The sequence below is a fragment of the Pectobacterium wasabiae CFBP 3304 genome, from assembly GCF_001742185.1.
GTDB classification, from domain to species: Bacteria; Pseudomonadota; Gammaproteobacteria; order Enterobacterales; family Enterobacteriaceae; genus Pectobacterium; species Pectobacterium wasabiae.
In genome coordinates, this window is the sequence record NZ_CP015750.1 from 1,518,131 (window position 1) to 1,535,674 (window position 17,544).

The window sequence follows — 17,544 nt, forward strand, 5'->3', positions numbered from 1 at the left end:
GCCGATCGTTTAAGAGCCGAGATATACGGAGCAGCCACAGGGAGTGGTATCCCTGTGGTTCTCCTACTATAAGGCTTAAGTGACCAGCGATTAGGCCGTGGCCTTACTGCCAAAACTGTCGTGAGGCATCGTAAAACGCTTTCCAGTCATCGCTGCTTTTTGCCCGTTCTCGCGCCACGTTATCTACGTAGTAGCGCATACGTTTCGCATCGTCAGGGTTATCTTTTAATACCACGCCGATAATCTGGCGTGCGATGGCGCCCGCATTTAGCGTGCTATCGCCCAGATAATGCGCCTCAAGCGCGGAGGCATAGGCAATATTGACGGCTTCCGCACTCGACATCACCGCATCCGGCGTTTTGATGCTGCCACCGTCGCGCGTATTACCGGAGCGAAGCTCCTGGAACGTGGTCACCAGCAGTTCAATAACGCTCGGTGGCACAGTGACTCGCGCAGCCAGTTCACCCAATTCACGCGTAAGCTGCGTTTGAATCAGCTCAATCTCGAATTTAGGATCTTGAATCGGCCTCACGGTTTCAAAGTTAAAGCGCCGTTTTAATGCCGCGGACATTTCATGTACACCGCGATCGCGCAAGTTCGCCGTGCCAATCAGGTTAAAGCCGGGTTTAGCACTGATCCGTCCTTGCTCACCCATTTCAGGGATCATCAACTGTTTTTCAGACATCAACGAAACCAGGACATCCTGTATTTCCGGTGGACAGCGGGTGATTTCCTCAAAACGAACAATCCTGCCCTGCATCATCCCCTGATAGAGCGGTGAACCGATCAGCGCCCGCTCAGTGGGGCCTTCAGCAAGCAACAGCGCATAGTTCCATGAATACTTGATATGGTCTTCGGTTGTTCCCGCCGTGCCTTGAATCGTCAGGCCAGAATCACCCGAGATAGCCGCTGCAAACAGCTCAGACAGCATGGATTTTGCGGTTCCGGGTTCGCCAACCAGCATCAATCCCTGTTTCCCTAGCAGCGTCACAATTGCACGATCGACCAGCGCATTATCGCCAAAAAACTTCGCGGAAATCCCTAAGGCATCGTCACCTAGAATAAACTGCCGCACCGCACGGGGCGAGCGCAGCCAACCCTGCGGCTTAGGGTTATTTTCGTCCGCTTTAGTCAGGCGCGCTAACTCATCCGCAAAGCGAATTTCAGCATGTTGACGCAGCACATTGCTGGCCGTCTCTGGGTGTTTTTCCATGTTCGTGTCTCTGTTCGCCACAAAATAATGAACGAAGCCGGCACAATGTGTACCGGCTCCATAAGCGGATTACCAAGGCGTTTTGTTTTCCCAATCGGCATCGAATCCCGAGCAGGCTTGTGCGACTTTCAGATAATCGGCGTAGCTTTCTGCCAATAGGATGGGCGGAACGTCCTGCAATGCCAGATTATTGCGATCCCAGTAATTTTGCTGGTTTTTCTCAAAGCTCAAATCAAACAATACCGCTGGAATATTTTCTTCTGGCACGTAGCTGCCGCTAAATCCAATATTCACGTACAAATCCAGACTACTGAAATGTTTGTAATAGTGGCTAAACGACCCGCCATCTTCCGCTGGCGCACGCTGATATCCTATCTTGGTTAAGACGCCGCGCAGCGTGAACGTATCGGTCAGCCACCCTTTTCTATCCTCAACGTCAACCTGTTTGAGATCGAATTCTGGCACGGTGTTTACCATCTGCGAGAATAAGAATGTCACTTTATAGTCGTCAAAATGCGCAAGCCAGGCTTCACGCGTGTCGTTATCCACCACCGCCGCATGAGCAAGCTGAATCACCGTGCCGCTTGATAATTCAACCTCATCATCTTCAAGATTAATTAAGCAACCGTCATCCGTTGGCCTGAAAGTATTAAGCACCTGCTCATCCTTCACTTCTTGCCACACTAAACGCTCAATCAACGGGCGCATGACAGGATGGAGCATGATGTAAGTCTGCCAGTCTTCACTCAGCCATTGGCGCTGAGCACACATCGATTCATACAAACGTGCAGTTTGGAGATCAATTATCTGCTTCAACTCTTTTTTGCTCGACGAGAACAGCTTTTTCGCGTCTTTTATCTGCTCTTCATTATCCGTTTTACGAGCCGCAGGCAGTGCTTTAATTTCTTTCCCTTCTGGGTTCAGGAGCACCAACCGTTGCTTACTGTCCATACGAGCGGTAAAAGTCCTCTCGCCGTACTCCAGCACTAACGTTCCCGTTTCATCCATCCCGGCAGTGGGGATCGTGCGGTCAGCCAGCTCATCGGCACTCCAGCCATTGCGATCGGCAATCTCTTTGACTAATTCACGCGCCTTTTCCTGAATCGCGGTAGTACGGTAGCGACGTGACAGTGAGAGTAACAGTTGGATAATGATCGGATCGTCGCTAACCGCCACCGCGCTGATCATCGCCTCAATCTGTGAACGGCGCGGATAATGGTCGCGCATATAATTTCGTAATGCAGAGACGGCAACATGGCCTTCAATATGGCTAGTCAACGCCAGCATGCCTTTCTCACTGATTGCGGAGCCTAAATAGCGCCGTAAGACTTCATGCTTTATTTCTTCGGTCGCCTGCTCTAGCGTGTAATTCGCATACTTTTGGTAATATTCACCATAATGTTCAAAACAATATTGATAGTTTTTTAAACGTTCCGGTGCATCTTTATGTGCCTCCAACATCGCTTCTTCCAGCGATGGGTTTTTTACATCCTGCGCGATAAACGTGTGTAAAATAAAATTCCCCAGCTTATGCTGGCTCTCTTTGGCTAATAAACCGACATAACGCTGTAATAATGTGTTACCTGCAGGCGCTTTTAATTTTACCGCCAGGATTATCCACCATTTAATGATGTCAGCATCGACGGCCTTGCCGTTTTCCCATTTCAATGGCGGTATCACGCTATAGTCAAACCAGCTCATGCTCGCAGGAGGGTTTGCCTTCAACCCCTTCAAGGCTTCTTCGCGCAGTATTTTTTCTGATAAGTAGGGCGAAATGTCTTCACCAAACTGCTCCAATGCCGCCAACAAGGCGGCACGCACCGTTTCTCTTTTCTCTTTCTTTAACAATGCATAAAGCGGAGCGATGCTGTCTTTATTTTTTATACGCGCCAGCCACTCGATCGTGGTAATACGGATTTCTTGCTTCGCGGAATGCAAACTTTCCTGTGCATTCACATGTACATTCGGCAATTTTTCAAGCAATTGCTGCGCACTCACACGGAACGTTTTATTTTCACCCAATGCCAATTCCATAATTCGGGGAATAAATTGTGCAGGGATGGTAGGGAACTTACCAAGCAACTCAAAAGCATGGCCTAATTCAAATTGTCTATATTGGTTTTCGCTCTTATTCGGCAACAGTCCCAACGCTTCGGCAATATACTCTGGATATTGAGAGAAAAAAGGCCAAAGCTGTTCCGGTTTAGGGAAGAGTTTCAACCCATCGTTATAGGATTCTAAACATAGCTTGGCGACTTCCCGAGCAGGATCACGGCATGCCAGTTTCTGCAACACACTTTCAATCTGCCGTAATTCCAATCCAGCAAGAACATGAACTGGCGCTTCACTTTCTATTCGGGTGGTGCTTAAATTAACGTTACCATGCTCTTTTCCGAAAACAACTCTCATCGCATGATAAAGGGTAAATTCAGGAAGATTGCTAATGCGTTTCTTATATTTAATAACATTAACCTCTTCACTAGATAGAGGCACCCCATTATTCCCTAAATTAAGTCTATCGACTAAATAACGGCAGCGTTCAGCACTAATTTTTTTTATTTCATTATAATGATTCTGCGCCCATTTATATTTATGCTTGCTCGATTTATTCCCTTCTATTTCTTTTTCTGCATTTATTTTTGCTTTTTCCACCATCTCGACCAGGTTTTCGATAAGAATATCTTTTGCACTTTCAGGCAATGGCGTATCGGCGAGCAACGTTAGCTCAGGTAAATCAGGAAGTTCAATATTTTTTGCTGTATCAACAACGCCAAAACGCGTAATGGCACTTTCGATACTTTTTATCACTACCTTACTTTTTTCCAACTGCAACGCATGCTCTAAAATATCTTTATTTTCACCCTGACGGGCAAAGAGATCGGCGGCCTGAGATCGCTGCTTTGGCGTTCCGTTAAACAGGATATCACTCAGATGCGTTTTAACATCGCTAGCAGGGAGAATATTCAGCAGCGGTTCTGCCTCATTGCGTACCGTTTTTCGCTGATCTATGGCTAATTTAACAATGACGTCTGAGAATGAAACACGCAACGCTTCACGATCGGATAAATATTTCAGAAGTTGAATCAGACCAGGTGCAGAAAGTTTTTCCACCAGTGTGGTGCGGAAAAATTGCGCATGCTCTTCAATGTAGGCATAAAAATCAGGGAGTTCAAAGAAAATATTCAACTGCAGACTATAATGTTCAGATATTTCTGCCCTATCAAAGATCGCAAATAAAATAGATTCGCCCTTATCATGACCCTGCTCACTGGCAATCAGGTCTGCAAGAAGTTGAATACGCCAACCCGTTCGGTGCGTTAACTTTAGCTTCTCATTGGAGGTACTTTTTAACGTCGTAGACAACGCATCACACAGCAAATAAAGCATCCAACTTGGCACTTCACCCGTGGTGATTTTTATATTTTTATCCTGACATGCTGCAGCTAATACTTTAGCGAAGCGTATGACTTGCTCATTGGTTAGCGTTTTGCCTACTTCAGAATAGAGCTTATAGCGTGAATTTATTGCTTGCCTGATTATTTTATTATATTCGCTAGAATTAAAACTATTATTTCTAACATACCACCAATCAACCGTTCCCGGCTTATCCAAAAGTACCGTTATTTTATCGGCATCCAACTGATTTAGGGTGTAAACGATCTCAGGTTCAGTGCCTGCCATGACATAATGGAATAATTTCTTTGGCAACGTTTTATCAAGCTCTCCAAGCGGCAATAGAGACTCTTGCAACAATTTTTCCGTTGGCGTGACTTCATTATTACCAAAAAATGGCAAAAGATCGAATAACTTCCTTATCATGACGGTACCTAATTATTTATAGACAAATAATACTTTTAGCATGAATCTCATTCATTCTCAATTTGAAAATACATGATTTTTCGCAAGTTTTTTATTTTACACACAGTTGGTTTTATAGCGAATAAAACCATTTAATCTCATTCTTATCCAAAATTTCGGATAAAAATAGAATGGATTTAAAATATCGTAATATTAATGAAAAAATACAAAAACCCCGCAACCATTGTTCTGATAAAAACAGCCAGTGATCCTTTATCAGTACCCAGTCACAGATGAGGATACCGATTCCATGATGCCATTTATTGACGTCAATATAGATATCGCCTGTTTGAAGTCAAATTTTGAAGCCAAGGTGCGCCATTGACGTTAAAAAAGCCAAAAAAAAGCCCTCCATCATGGAGGGCAAAAAGACAGGGATGGTGTCTATGGCAAGGAAAAACAGGGTGTGTACCTACTACACATTACTACTCGGACTGCACTACGCTTACAGACTACTTACTGCACTACTACTCGGGATTATCTGTCTCAGTATGGTTTGTCGTACCTGGTGGTGGCGCGGCCATCTGGTTAAACATAGATATCTGCTGCTGCATCTCTTTCATACGTTGCTTATGCTTCAGCTCTAAAATGTCTTTCTGCGCTGGCGTCAGCAGGTTATACATTTGGTTGCGCACTCGGGTCATCTGAATCTGACGCTCAATCTGCACACTCATCATTCGGGTTATCTGCGCTCGCACTGCCGCTTCATCAAACGTTTCCGCCGTCACCAACTGATGCATGGCTTTAACATCGTCGGTATTAAACGCCGGTTTGTCCTGACGGCTCTGGTGCATCAAATCACGCATTTGCTGACGCTGTTGCTCCGTCAGCCTCACGCCATCGAACATACCTTGCTGGCCGGATGCGCCTTTAGCGGCGGAATCATCAATATGCCAGCCGCTCGCCGGGGCATCCCCATTCTCTGCTGCAAAGGCGGTAAAAGTGCCTAACATAAGCAGTGAAGCAAGAGATAAGGTTGCGAACTGTTGCATCAATAACTCTCCAGAGCGGTACGTCATTTTGTGAATCAATGAGCATGAGTCTACGCATCTTGCTGCAAACATCCGTCAGAGGATGTAAAACTACGTAAAGTCATGGAATAGCGCTAATCTATGTCGTATTTTGCCCTTGGAGGTAGAGAAAACATGAATAAAATTCTGTTGGTTGATGACGATAAAGAGCTGACCGCTTTATTGAAAGAGTTGCTCGAAATGGAAGGTTTTAACGTCGTTGTCGCCTACGACGGCGAGCAGGCGTTACAGATAGTCGATAACACCATTGACCTGTTATTACTGGATGTGATGATGCCGAAGAAAAACGGTATCGATACATTAAAAGAACTACGGCAACAGCATCAAACGCCGGTCATCATGTTGACCGCCCGCGGCAGTGAATTAGATCGCGTTCTTGGCCTGGAGCTGGGTGCCGACGATTATCTGCCGAAGCCCTTTAACGACAGGGAACTGGTGGCACGCATTCGCGCGATTCTCCGCCGTTCCAACTGGACCGATCAACAGCAGGCGGGTGATAACAGCGCACCGACGCTGGAAGTGGATGGCCTGCGTCTGAACCCCGGACGGCAGGAGGCCAGCTTTGACGATGTTGTGCTGGATCTGACGGGCACCGAATTCACGCTGCTCTATCTGCTGGCACAACGGCTGGGACAGGTAGTTTCGCGCGAGCATTTAAGTCAGGAAGTACTGGGGAAACGACTGACGCCGTTTGACCGTGCGATCGATATGCATATCTCGAACCTGCGGCGTAAATTGCCAGAACGTAAGGACAGTTTACCCTGGTTTAAAACGCTGCGTGGACGAGGCTACTTGATGGTATCGGCTGCATGATCAATAGTTTGACCGCCCGTATCTTTGCCATTTTTTGGTTAACGCTGGCGCTGGTACTCATGCTGGTTCTGATGGTGCCCAAGCTGGACTCGCGCCAGCTTACCGCCTTGCTGGAAAACGAGCAGCGGCAGGGCATCATGCTGGAACAGCACATTGAAGCAGACCTCGCCAACACGCCTGCCAACGATCTGCGCTGGTGGCTACGGCTATTCTGGGTGTTGGAGAAGTGGGCTCCACCAGGGCAGCGCCTGTTTCTGGTCACCAGCGAAGGACGGATCTTTGGCGCAGAGAAACATGAAACCCCAATCGTGCGTAATTTTATCGGGTTGTCGGATAACGCCGATCATCCGCAAAAGAAAAATTACGGCCGCATTGAGCTTCTCGGTCCCTTTTCGGTCCGGGATGGTGATGACAACTATCAGCTTTACCTGATTCGTCCTGCCAATAGCCCGCAGTCAGATTTCATTAGCCTGCTGTTTGACCGCCCTTTGCTGCTGCTGATCTTCACCATGTTGATCAGTTCGCCGCTATTGCTCTGGCTCGCCTGGAGCCTGGCGAAACCCGCGCGTAAGCTCAAACACGCCGCCGATGAAGTCGCCAAAGGTAATTTACGCCAGCATCCTGAATTGGAATCTGGCCCGCAGGAATTTCAGGCTACGGGCGTCAGCTTTAACCAAATGGTCAGTGCGCTGGAACGGATGGTGACCGCACAGCAACGTCTGCTGTCAGATATCTCCCACGAGCTGCGCACGCCGCTGACGCGCCTGCAACTGGCAACGGCGCTACTGCGTCGGCGTCAGGGAGAAGGCAATGAACTGAACCGCATCGAGACGGAAACCCAGCGGCTCGACAGCATGATTAACGACCTGCTGGTGCTGTCGCGCAACCAGCACAAAAACGAACTGACTCGCGAGTTCCTGCATGCCGATGAGCTGTGGGGTAATGTGCTGGACGATGCTGCTTTTGAAGCCGAGCAGATGGGTAAAACGCTGGAAGTCCCTTACCCTCCGGGGCCGTGGACGCTCTTCGGCAACCCCGCCTCGCTCGACAGTGCGCTGGAGAATATTGTGCGTAACGCGCTGCGTTATTCTCACAACCACATCGAAGTCGCCTTCTCGGTAGATAATCAGGGCATCACCATTAAAGTGGATGACGATGGCCCCGGCGTTAGCCCGGAAGATCGTGAACAGATTTTCCGTCCCTTCTACCGAACAGATGAAGCGCGTGACCGCGAATCTGGCGGAAGCGGCTTAGGACTCGCCATCGTGGAAACCGCGATTACGCAACACAAAGGGTGGGTAAAAGCGGAAGACAGCCCACTGGGCGGGTTACGCTTAATTATCTGGCTGCCGTTGCATCAGCGGTAAATCGGACAACCTCTTTCCTACCGCTACATCCTCTCAGGTGCCCGCACGGGCACCTGTCACATTCTGTTTATCTCCCCAGCATTGAGTTTTTTACGCGATTGCGTAGAGTGATCCCATTCATGCCGAAAACAGGCGAGACCCGTGTTGAATGAAGGATACTAACCACATGAAAGGAGTAACACTGCTGGCTGGCATACTGACCGCGTTAATAAGCAGTCAGGCATTCAGTTCCAGCGATGGAGCGTGCGGATTTTCCGACTCAGAGTGTGGCATGCCTGCCCTGCCTTATCTGCAACCGGGCAATGACACACGCGCTAACCTGATGCTGCTGCAAAGCCGCCTCCACAACATGTCGCTTCCGTTACCTCATCCTTTGCCCGATCAAACACGTTCACGTATCGACCCTTTCACAGCCTACCGAGTCATGGGGATTGCGGCCGCGGAAGTCGTACCGCCGTCAGGTTCAGGGGAAGATGTCACGGCAGATGCGCCTTACCTCTCGACGCTCAACAAAGCGAAGCAACTGAATCTTCCTTTGTCCGTTCAGGGCACGATCTCCACGTTTTCGCCTGACGATAACGAAGGACGCCATATTTCCAATGCGCTTTCCACACTGGAAGCGTTTTTCGACGTCCTGCTGGCTGACACACAGCTCACCAATGAACAGCGCACACTGCTGGCACATCAGCGGGTGAACCTCCTCAACCCGCTGTATACCAAAGAGGCGCTGAACGAGGGTCTTGTAAGCCTGCCGGACGAAGGACACGCCGGCGCTCTCATGCAATATCTGTTCGCAGTTCTGGCTTTCTATCAGGGCCACTTTGATGAGGCGGAAAGCGACTTTCAGGCGTTAACGTCGTCACCACAGACGTGGGTCGCAGAAACCTCGCGCTATATGTTGATTCGCGTAGCGATCAATAAAGCGATGGAACACGCGCTTGATGAATACAACATGTTTGATGCCAGTAAAGCCGATAAAGACACGGCGCAACTGACCGTTAAGCGTATTGATGATTATCTGAAACAGTATCCAGAGGGACAATACGTCGATTCCGCTAACGGGCTATATCGCCGCGCTTACTGGATCATGAACGATATGGATGCGTTAGCGAAAACGTACCAACACGAGCTGGACGGCACCACCGATATTGAAGCACTCCTTGAGCTGAGCGACGAGATCGACAACAAGCTGCTGGAAAATCGGCAGTTCACCAGCGCACCGGGCAGCGCGCCGTTGACGATGGTGCAAGATCTCAAGCGCTTGCGTTCAGATGAAGGCTGGCAGGCATTACCCGCCTTATCCGCCGACGAGCTGGCCGCGCAGAAGCCGCTGTTTGAGCAAGGTAATATGCAGGAGGCGTTCAGCTACCTTCAGGCCGCCCAGTTGTTTTATACCCAAAAAGATTACGCGGCCGTGGTTAACAGCGTTCCAATGACACAGGCGAACGATCTCACCGATACCGTGCGTTTCAGCCTGCAAGTCTTACGCGGCCGAGCGCTGGTGCGTCTGGAACGCTGGGATGAGGCGGAAGCACACTGGCGTCAACTGTTAACGCAAAAAATGGGGTATACCCAAAATCAGTTCCTGCAATTAGCGCTGGCAGAAACGCTGGTTAAAGCGGGCCACCCGGAGCGCGTCTTTGCTGCCGATAGCCCGGTGAAAAACCTGCGCTTCCGCTCCGCTGTGCTGAAGATTAGCGCCAACGCCGATTTGCTCCGTCAGCAAACAGGCCCGCAGCAGAGCCATGAGGAGCGGGCTATCGCGCTGCATACGTTGTTAACCAAATCACTAACCCACGGTGATTACGCCAGCTATCTCAAAGATGTTCAGTTGCGAAAAGACATCGCACCGCTGGTCAGCAGTGAAAATCAAAGCTGGAATCAGGAGGATTTAACGGCCTTTGATTGGGATGGCAGCGACACCGAGGAAGACTATCAATGCCCGGCACTGGATAGCATAGTCACAACGCTGAACCAGCGCCCCAATGACGCCCGTGCGACTAACTGCCTCGGCGAATTCTTCCTGCGTACCAATAACAGCGTGGGCTTCGATTGGGGTGAGGGCAGTATGTTGAGCGGACTCACCAACGCGCCAACGCAGTTCGTCGGTGCCGAATATAACCGTCTGGATGGTTATATGAAGGTAATCGCGGATCCAAAAGCGCCACCGGAAGACAAAACCTATGCCCTGTATCGCGCGGTCTACTGCTATGCGCCGAGTGGCTATAACGACTGTGGCCCACAAGAAATCAGCAAAGCAACCCGCAAAGCCTGGTTTACTCAACTGAAAACCAAATACAAAGGCAGCGTGTGGGCAGAGAAGCTCGATTATTACTGGTAACGCCGTCAATCGTGCTGGCCTGCCTACTCTCATTTTGTACGCAGGCCGCTCCCGTTAACGCTGCACCTTCAACCGTCAACGCGGCGAACGCCACCGTCGACGCGACCCGCTATCAGGATTTTTGGCTATGGGCCGCAGTGCGGCCACAACCGATTCTGCATCAGGCACAGACACTGTACCTGCACCAGGGAGAGGTCGCCCGCCGTCAGGGCAACGTCGTTTTCCTGCGTCAGGGAATTCCGCCCAGCCAACTGCGCGTTAACCGCGTCTGGCTGGCTTTCCGTATGACCACGCTGGAGCTGTCCGATCGCCACCTGAACCGGATGCTAGCGTTACGGGAAAAGTGGCAACGCCACGGTAATCAGGTTGTCGGAATTCAGATAGATTTTGACGCAAAAAGCTATCAACTTGCGGGTTATGTCGCGTTTTTAACGCAATTACGCGAGCGTTTACCCGAAGATTGTCAGCTCAGCATCACGGGGCTGCTCGACTGGTCGAAAACGGGGGATGTCTCCGCGCTGAATCGCTTACAAGGCAAGTTGGATGAAGTGGTGGTGCAAACCTATCAGGGACGCAACACCATTACCAACTACGCCGAGTACCTGCCCGCGCTGATGAAGCTGACCCTTCCATTCCGGCTAGGATTAGTACAAAACGGCAAGTGGGAAAAACAGTGGCAGCAGCGCCTTGCCACTTCACCGTATTATCGCGGGGAAGTGGTCTTTCTGGTGAACCCGCTAGCGAAGAAATCACCACCGCGCAGCAGTAAAACTGAGTGACTATATGCAGCTACATTGTAGCTACAGATAACTACAGGCACCCACCGAAACCATTCTGCCGCCAGGCTTCATAGCTGATGATTGCCACGGCATTGGACAGATTCAGGCTGCGGCTATCGGACTGCATGGGAATGCGGATACGGAAATCCGACTCGAAGCCGTTGCGAATCGCATCGGGCAACCCCGACGTTTCCGATCCAAACAGCAGCACATCGCCAGGCTGGTACGTCGGCTGGTCATAGGGGCGGCTGCCTTTGGTGGTACAGGCGAAAATGCGCTGGCCGGGAACCTCAGCCAAAAAATCCTGATAGTTTTTATGACGGCTGACCTTTGCCAGATCGTGGTAATCCAGCCCTGCACGGCGCAGTTTCTTCTCTTCAAAATCAAACCCCAGCGGTTCAATCAAATGAAGCGTACAGCCGTTGTTAGCCGCTAATCGGATGATATTGCCGGTGTTTGGTGCAATTTGAGGCTCATAGAGCGCGATATGGAACATGAGATAACATCAGCCACGAAGGAAAATTCCGCCGCAGTATAACGCATTCCAACGAGGCAACCCAAAACCTGTGCGCACAGGAATGCAGATTACTCCGCACGACGTTTTCATCCATAGCGATTACACTTAAGGAAGTACATCAGAATCATATACTGATGAAAACACGATGCGGGCATACTGCCTGTGTGGAGGTTTAATGAAACACCCTAAGGCAGTATTGGCCTGTGCAGCCCTGCTCTGTCTGCCGCTTCTGGCGGGCGCTAACACAACGCAAGCACCCACGCCTCAGCAGCAGTTTGAAAATGGCATCAGCAGCCAGAAACAGCTACAGCAAAGTATGCAGCAGAGCCAACAATTGCAGCAGCAACGGCTGAATCAGCAGCTCCAGCAGCGTAACCAGCAGTTACAGCAACAACGCCAGCAGCAGATCCAACAGGATTTACAGCGGTCACAGAGAACTACGCCGCCGCCACCGATTAAACAGAACCCCTGATCAACGGGTCTGCTCTTTTGATTTTTATTATCTTACGCGCGTAAAGAATTACGCTGAGGTGGGCGTGACCGCCGGATGAGCGGCATGGACGCCGCGAAAGCCTGTGACGCGCCGGGAGCGCGTCACAGGCGGTTCAGGTAGCGGGCATGAACACCGAAGGTACCGCAAAGCGGCGACACCATTTTGCAACGCAAAATGGAACAACGCTTGCGTTGGCCCGCAGGGTGACCCCAGAGGGGGCATAATTCCCCGCGAAAAGCCGGGGGTCACGGGGCGGCGGCGATTGAGCCGCACCGTGTCGGGCGCATGCGACAATGGTTGCAGAAAACCACGAGAGCAAACGCGCACGAAACATTACATAACACTAACAGAGTGCCTAACTACAGGCTTCCTCAGCCAAGCGTGGCTGACTATAGCCGTACCCCCATCAGCGTTAAAATCAACGGCGTGGTTAACGCCGCCATCGCCGTTGATAACAGCAGGCTTGACGCCACCGGGCCGCCCAGTACATCGAACTGACGTGACATCAGATAGACGTTGACACCCACCGCCATCGACCCCAACAGCACGACCGCGCGCGTCTCCATCTCCGGCAGGCCCAGCGCGACCGCAATCCCCCAGATCACCAGCGGCTGGACCAACAGCTTGATGGTACAAATCGCCGTACTAATCTGCCAACCGTCACGCACGCGGTATTCTGCCAGACCCATCCCCAGCGCCACCAAAGACAGCGGCGCGGCAATCTGCCCCAGCATGGCAAGCGGCTGGTCAACATACGACGGCAGCGGCAAGCCCGTCAGGCTGAATACCGTCCCGGACAGGATGCCGATAATCAGCGGGTTCTTCAGCACGCCCAGCGCGGTTTTGGTGAATCCCTGTAGCGATAGCGCACCGTTACGCGCCCATTCCACCGACACCGTCACCAGCGTCCACAGAATAAGTCCGTTAAACACCACGACCAGCGCCACAGACGGAATCGCCTCTTCACCCAGCATCAGCGTGGCAATCGGCAGCCCCAGCATTACGTTGTTGGAGAAGATGCCGCTCAGCGCAAAAAGCGAGCCGGATACGCCATCGAGATGAAAGATTTTGCGCGCCACGATGCGGCCGAGGACAAACACCAACAGGCAGCCGCCGAAAAAGGCGATCAGTAGTCGGGCATCGACCACCGGACGTTTGGAGAAATCCGACATCAGACGAAACAGCATCGCGGGCATTGCCACGGAGAAAACAAAGCGCGTCATGCCATCGGTGACGGTGGTCGGCCATTTGCCGTAGCGAATCAGGCTATAGCCGAGCGCGATCAGAACAAAAAGGGGTAACGACAGAAAAATCTGGTGCCAAAGCGAAACAATAAATGCGGGCATGAAGCCACTTCCTTATTACCGGCACCGAGTCAGAAAGAAGGTCCCCGCATTATATTTTCTTGCAGCAATATCAACATCGCCGCAGCTTGAAGTATGACGGGTATAAAGGCAGACCTCAGCCGGTCGCGAAGTGTGCCCCGATTAAATCTATCCGGTCAGTACAGATGCAGTCAACGCCCCAATCCAGCAAAATTTGCGCACGATCGGTTTGGTTAACGGTATAAACCAGAATACGCAAACCCGCCGTTTTCAGATCCACGACACGTTCTGCCGTCAGCAGTTTGTGATTCAGGTGGATGGACACGCACTCCAGACGCTGCGTTAATGCCAGCCAGTCCTCTTCCCACTCATCCAGCAGCAACCCACGCGGTAGTTCTGGTACGGCCTGCTGCGCCGCTTCCAGAGCGTCGATAGAGAACGATGACAGCAGCGGTGCGACCGGATGATCGGCCCATAACTGGCGTGCCGCCAGCGCAATCACGCGCCCCGTTTCGGTTTCATATCCGGTGGTGGGTTTAATCTCGATATTGGCCGCCATGCCGTACTGCATACAGCGTTTTGCCACTTCCGATAGCAACGGTAGACGCTCGCCGACAAATCTATGGCCGTACCAGCCGCCGACATCCAAACCGATCAGTTTATCCCACGGCAGTTCACCGGCGATCCCCAGCCGTTGCTGGTGCGCTCAAGCGTGTCGTCGTGTAAGAGGAAAATCTGGCCGTCCTGCGACAGCTTGGCATCAAATTCGATCATCTTGTGACCGAGGCTAGCGCCGACATCAATCGCCGCCAGCGTATTTTCCGGTGCCAGTGAACCGCCACCGCGATGGGCGACAATCGCTGGGTAAGGCCAACGTGTTTCCATTATTCCATCCGTAATCCGCTTTGCGAATCAAACAGGTGCCATGATGACGACGGCAAATGCAGCCAGAGCGTCGAACCGATGGCGGGACAGTGTTCATAAGAAAGCCGCACGATCACATTCTGCCCGCCCCACTTGCCGTGCGCTAAGTTGTCCGCCCCCAGCAGTTCGAGCGTTGAAACCTGTAACGGGATACCACCGGTTTCGCGCGTCGCCAGTTGAATATGCTCTGGTCGAACCCCCAGCGTCAATGCCTTACCGCGCCACTGCGGCTTCGGTTCAGGCAGCGCCAGCACGAGGTCTTCACCGATTTCAAAGCGGCAGCCGTCATCGCTAATGCGCCCCGACCACAGGTTCATAGCCGGTGAACCAATAAAGCTAGCCACAAACAGCGACGCCGGACGGCGGTAAATATCAGACGGTGCGCCGATTTGCTCGGCGATGCCTTTGTTCATCACAATCACACGCTGTGCCAGCGTCATCGCCTCGACCTGATCGTGCGTGACGTACAGGCTGGTGGTTTTCAGGCGCTGGTGTAGTTGCTGCAATTCCAGCCGCATCTGTACGCGCAGTTTGGCATCGAGATTCGACAACGGTTCGTCGAACAGGAACACCGCGGGTTCACGCACAATCGCCCGTCCCATTGCCACACGCTGACGCTGCCCGCCCGATAGCTCACGCGGTTTGCGTTGCAGCAGCGGCATCAGTTCCAGAATACGCGCCGCATCTTCTACACGCTCACGAATTTGCACCTTACCGAAGCCGCGAATTTTCAGGCCGTAAGCCATATTGTCGAACACGTTCATGTGCGGATAAAGCGCATAGTTCTGGAATACCATCGCAATACCGCGATCTTTCGGCTCCAGATCGGTGACCCGCTGGTTATCAATGTAGATATCGCCGCTGGTGGTACGTTCGAGGCCTGCCACCATACGCAGCAGCGTCGATTTACCACAGCCCGATGGCCCGACCATCACCACGAATTCGCCGTCCGCGACGTCCAGATCGATAGGTTGAATAATCTGTGTTTTGCCATCGTAAGACTTGGTGACGGCCTGAAGTTTTAAACATGCCATAAGCGTTTCCGAAATTCGTCTTGATTTATTTTTCGCTGTCGACCAGACCACGAACGAACCAGCGCTGCATCAGTAGCACCACCAGCAACGGAGGCAGCATAGTCAGCAGCATTGCGGCCATCACCTGATTCCACTGGGTCGCGCCATCGCCGGAAGCAATCATGCTTTTAATCCCGGCAACCGCAGTGCCCAGATTGGCATCGCTGACGATCAGCAGCGGCCACAGGTACTGGTTCCAGCCGTAGATGAACGTGATCACAAACAGCGCCGCCAGGTTGGTCTTCGACAGCGGTAACACCATGTCGAAGAAGAAACGCATCGGGCTCGCGCCATCGATACGCGCCGCTTCCATCAGCTCATCCGGCAACGTCATAAAGAACTGACGGAACAGAAAGGTTGCGGTCGCCGACGCCATCAGCGGCAACGTTAAGCCAGTGTAACTGTCCATCATGTCCAGCCGCGCGATCACTTCCACGGTCGGAAAAATACGCACTTCCACCGGCAGCATCAGCGTCAGGAAAATCATCCAGAAGAACAGGTTGCGCAGTGGAAAACGAAAATAGACGATGGCGTAAGCGGATAGGATCGATACGGTAATTTTGCCTACCGTGATCGCCAGCGCCATCACGAAACTATTGAGCAGCATTAGCCCGAACGGTGTGGTGTTGTTGCCTGCACCGTGCAGCCAGATATCACGCAGGTTTTCCCACAGGTGTGAACCGGGGATGAGCGTCATCGGTGCCTGAAAGACTTCCTGATTATCCAGCGTGGCGGCCACAAATCCTACGTACAGCGGAAACAGTACGGCGAGAATGCCGACGATCAGCATGACGTGACTGAAAACAGTTAACCCGCGGCGATTCTCAATCATTGGCCGTAGACCTTAATAAATAGCGTACCTTCATTGGTAGTTCACCTTCCGTTCCACAAAACGGAACTGAATAACGGTCAGTCCGATAACCAGCAGCATCAGTATCACCGACTGCGCCGCCGAGCTGGACAGATCCAACCCTGCAAAACCTTCGCGATAAATCTTGTAGATCAGCGTAGTTGTCGACTGCACCGGCCCGCCGGCCGTCGCGGCATCGATAATCGGGAAGGTATCGAAAAAGGCGTACACCAGATTGACCACCAGCAGGAAGAAGCTCACCGGTGAGATCATCGGCAGCACCAAATTGAAGAACCGCCGTACCGGCCCAGCGCCATCAATCGCGCCCGCTTCGACCAGCGAACGGGGGATCGACTGCAACGCAGCAAGGAAGAACAGGAAGTTATAGCTAATCTGTTTCCACACCGATGCCAGTACCACCAAAAACATCGCCTGTCCGCTGTTCTGCGCGTGATTCCACGTATAGCCAAGCAGCCCAAGAAAATGGGTGATCAGCCCCAGACCGGGGTTAAACAGAAACATCCACAGCACGGCGGCGACGGCAGGTGCCACGGCATAAGGCAGAATAATCAAGGTCTGATACAGGCGGCTGGCACGGATTACATAGTCCACCAGCGCGGCCAGAAAGAGTGAAATCAGCATGCCAAACCCGGCGACCAGAAAACTGAATATCAACGTGGTATAAAACGAATCGAGGTAGTAAGGGTTATTGAATAACTGCCTGAAGTTTTCCATGCCGACGAATTCGCTGGATAGCCCAAACGGGTCCAGATTCTGCACCGAATACCACAGCGCCTGACCAGCAGGCCAGATAAAGAAAATCACGGTAATCAGCAGTTGAGGCAACACCAGCACATAGGGCAACCAACTACTGCGAAAAACGGGGCGGGATGATGTCATGCGGCAACTCATTGCAAAAAAAAAGAAACAGGCCGATTCCCTTCGGCCCGATATTACTCA

The 17,544-nt window shown here is 51.6% G+C and carries 13 protein-coding genes and 1 pseudogene; 5 read left to right on the forward strand and 9 right to left on the reverse strand.

The genetic code is table 11. The annotated features are described in order from the left end of the window. Positions 1-103: 103 nt before the first annotated feature. The 3 genes from A7983_RS06825 to cpxP all read right to left on the reverse strand — a co-directional run bounded on the left by A7983_RS06825 (position 104) and on the right by cpxP (position 6,063). Positions 104-1,213 carry an ATP-binding protein gene (locus A7983_RS06825; protein WP_005976479.1) on the reverse strand — a complete coding sequence of 370 codons (1,110 nt, stop codon included), beginning with the start codon at positions 1,211-1,213 and terminating at the stop codon, positions 104-106. A 69-nt stretch (positions 1,214-1,282) separates the two neighbouring features. Next, entirely contained in the window at positions 1,283-5,032 is a 3,750-nt protein-coding gene (locus A7983_RS06830; protein ID WP_005976477.1) for a DUF4132 domain-containing protein, read from the reverse strand. Positions 5,033-5,538: 506 nt separating this feature from the next. Beyond that, complete coding sequence (gene cpxP / locus A7983_RS06835; RefSeq protein WP_005976475.1) at positions 5,539-6,063, reverse strand: cell-envelope stress modulator CpxP; 525 nt, start codon at positions 6,061-6,063, stop codon at positions 5,539-5,541. Between the two features lie 153 nt (positions 6,064-6,216). Here cpxP and cpxR point away from each other — a divergent pair, with 153 nt between their 5' ends. From cpxR to A7983_RS06855, 4 genes are all read left to right on the forward strand, one after another. Further along, positions 6,217-6,915: an envelope stress response regulator transcription factor CpxR gene (gene cpxR / locus A7983_RS06840; protein WP_005976473.1), complete on the forward strand. Its 699-nt coding sequence runs from the start codon at positions 6,217-6,219 to the stop codon at positions 6,913-6,915. Next, complete coding sequence (cpxA, locus tag A7983_RS06845) at positions 6,912-8,282, forward strand: envelope stress sensor histidine kinase CpxA (RefSeq protein WP_005976471.1); 1,371 nt, start codon at positions 6,912-6,914, stop codon at positions 8,280-8,282. Before cpxR ends, cpxA begins: the two co-directional genes overlap by 4 nt. Positions 8,283-8,448: 166 nt before the next feature. Then, complete coding sequence (locus A7983_RS06850; protein WP_005976469.1) at positions 8,449-10,623, forward strand: hypothetical protein; 2,175 nt, start codon at positions 8,449-8,451, stop codon at positions 10,621-10,623. Continuing rightward, positions 10,593-11,402, forward strand: a complete 810-nt coding sequence (locus tag A7983_RS06855) for a DUF3142 domain-containing protein (protein ID WP_005976467.1) — start codon at positions 10,593-10,595, stop codon at positions 11,400-11,402. The genes A7983_RS06850 and A7983_RS06855 overlap by 31 nt, the downstream gene beginning before the upstream one ends. Before the next feature lie 31 nt (positions 11,403-11,433). On the opposite strand, the gene A7983_RS06860 is transcribed toward A7983_RS06855, so the two are convergent. Beyond that, positions 11,434-11,898 (reverse strand): tRNA (cytidine(34)-2'-O)-methyltransferase, encoded by a 465-nt coding sequence (locus A7983_RS06860; protein WP_005976465.1) that lies wholly within the window; start codon positions 11,896-11,898, stop codon positions 11,434-11,436. A 196-nt stretch (positions 11,899-12,094) separates the two neighbouring features. Here A7983_RS06860 and A7983_RS06865 point away from each other — a divergent pair, with 196 nt between their 5' ends. Then, the gene (locus A7983_RS06865; RefSeq protein ID WP_005976463.1) at positions 12,095-12,391 is read left to right on the forward strand and encodes a hypothetical protein; all 297 of its coding nucleotides are present in this window, start codon (positions 12,095-12,097) and stop codon (positions 12,389-12,391) included. Between the two features lie 410 nt (positions 12,392-12,801). Here A7983_RS06865 and A7983_RS06870 read toward each other — a convergent pair whose 3' ends face one another. The 5 genes and pseudogenes from A7983_RS06870 to ugpA all read right to left on the reverse strand — a co-directional run bounded on the left by A7983_RS06870 (position 12,802) and on the right by ugpA (position 17,484). Continuing rightward, positions 12,802-13,758 carry an AEC family transporter gene (locus A7983_RS06870; protein WP_005976461.1) on the reverse strand — a complete coding sequence of 319 codons (957 nt, stop codon included), beginning with the start codon at positions 13,756-13,758 and terminating at the stop codon, positions 12,802-12,804. A gap of 115 nt (positions 13,759-13,873) precedes the next feature. Further along, positions 13,874-14,622, reverse strand: a pseudogene (ugpQ, locus tag A7983_RS06875) (glycerophosphodiester phosphodiesterase). Beyond that, entirely contained in the window at positions 14,622-15,695 is a 1,074-nt protein-coding gene (locus A7983_RS06880) for a sn-glycerol-3-phosphate import ATP-binding protein UgpC (RefSeq protein WP_005976458.1), read from the reverse strand. Before A7983_RS06880 ends, ugpQ begins: the two are co-directional and overlap by 1 nt. Positions 15,696-15,720: 25 nt before the next feature. After that, on the reverse strand, positions 15,721-16,566 hold the full coding sequence (gene ugpE / locus A7983_RS06885; protein WP_005976456.1) for a sn-glycerol-3-phosphate ABC transporter permease UgpE: 846 nt from the start codon (positions 16,564-16,566) through the stop codon (positions 15,721-15,723). 30 nt (positions 16,567-16,596) lie between these two features. Beyond that, the gene (gene ugpA, locus A7983_RS06890) at positions 16,597-17,484 is read right to left on the reverse strand and encodes a sn-glycerol-3-phosphate ABC transporter permease UgpA (protein WP_005976454.1); all 888 of its coding nucleotides are present in this window, start codon (positions 17,482-17,484) and stop codon (positions 16,597-16,599) included. Between the last annotated feature and the right edge of the window lie 60 nt (positions 17,485-17,544).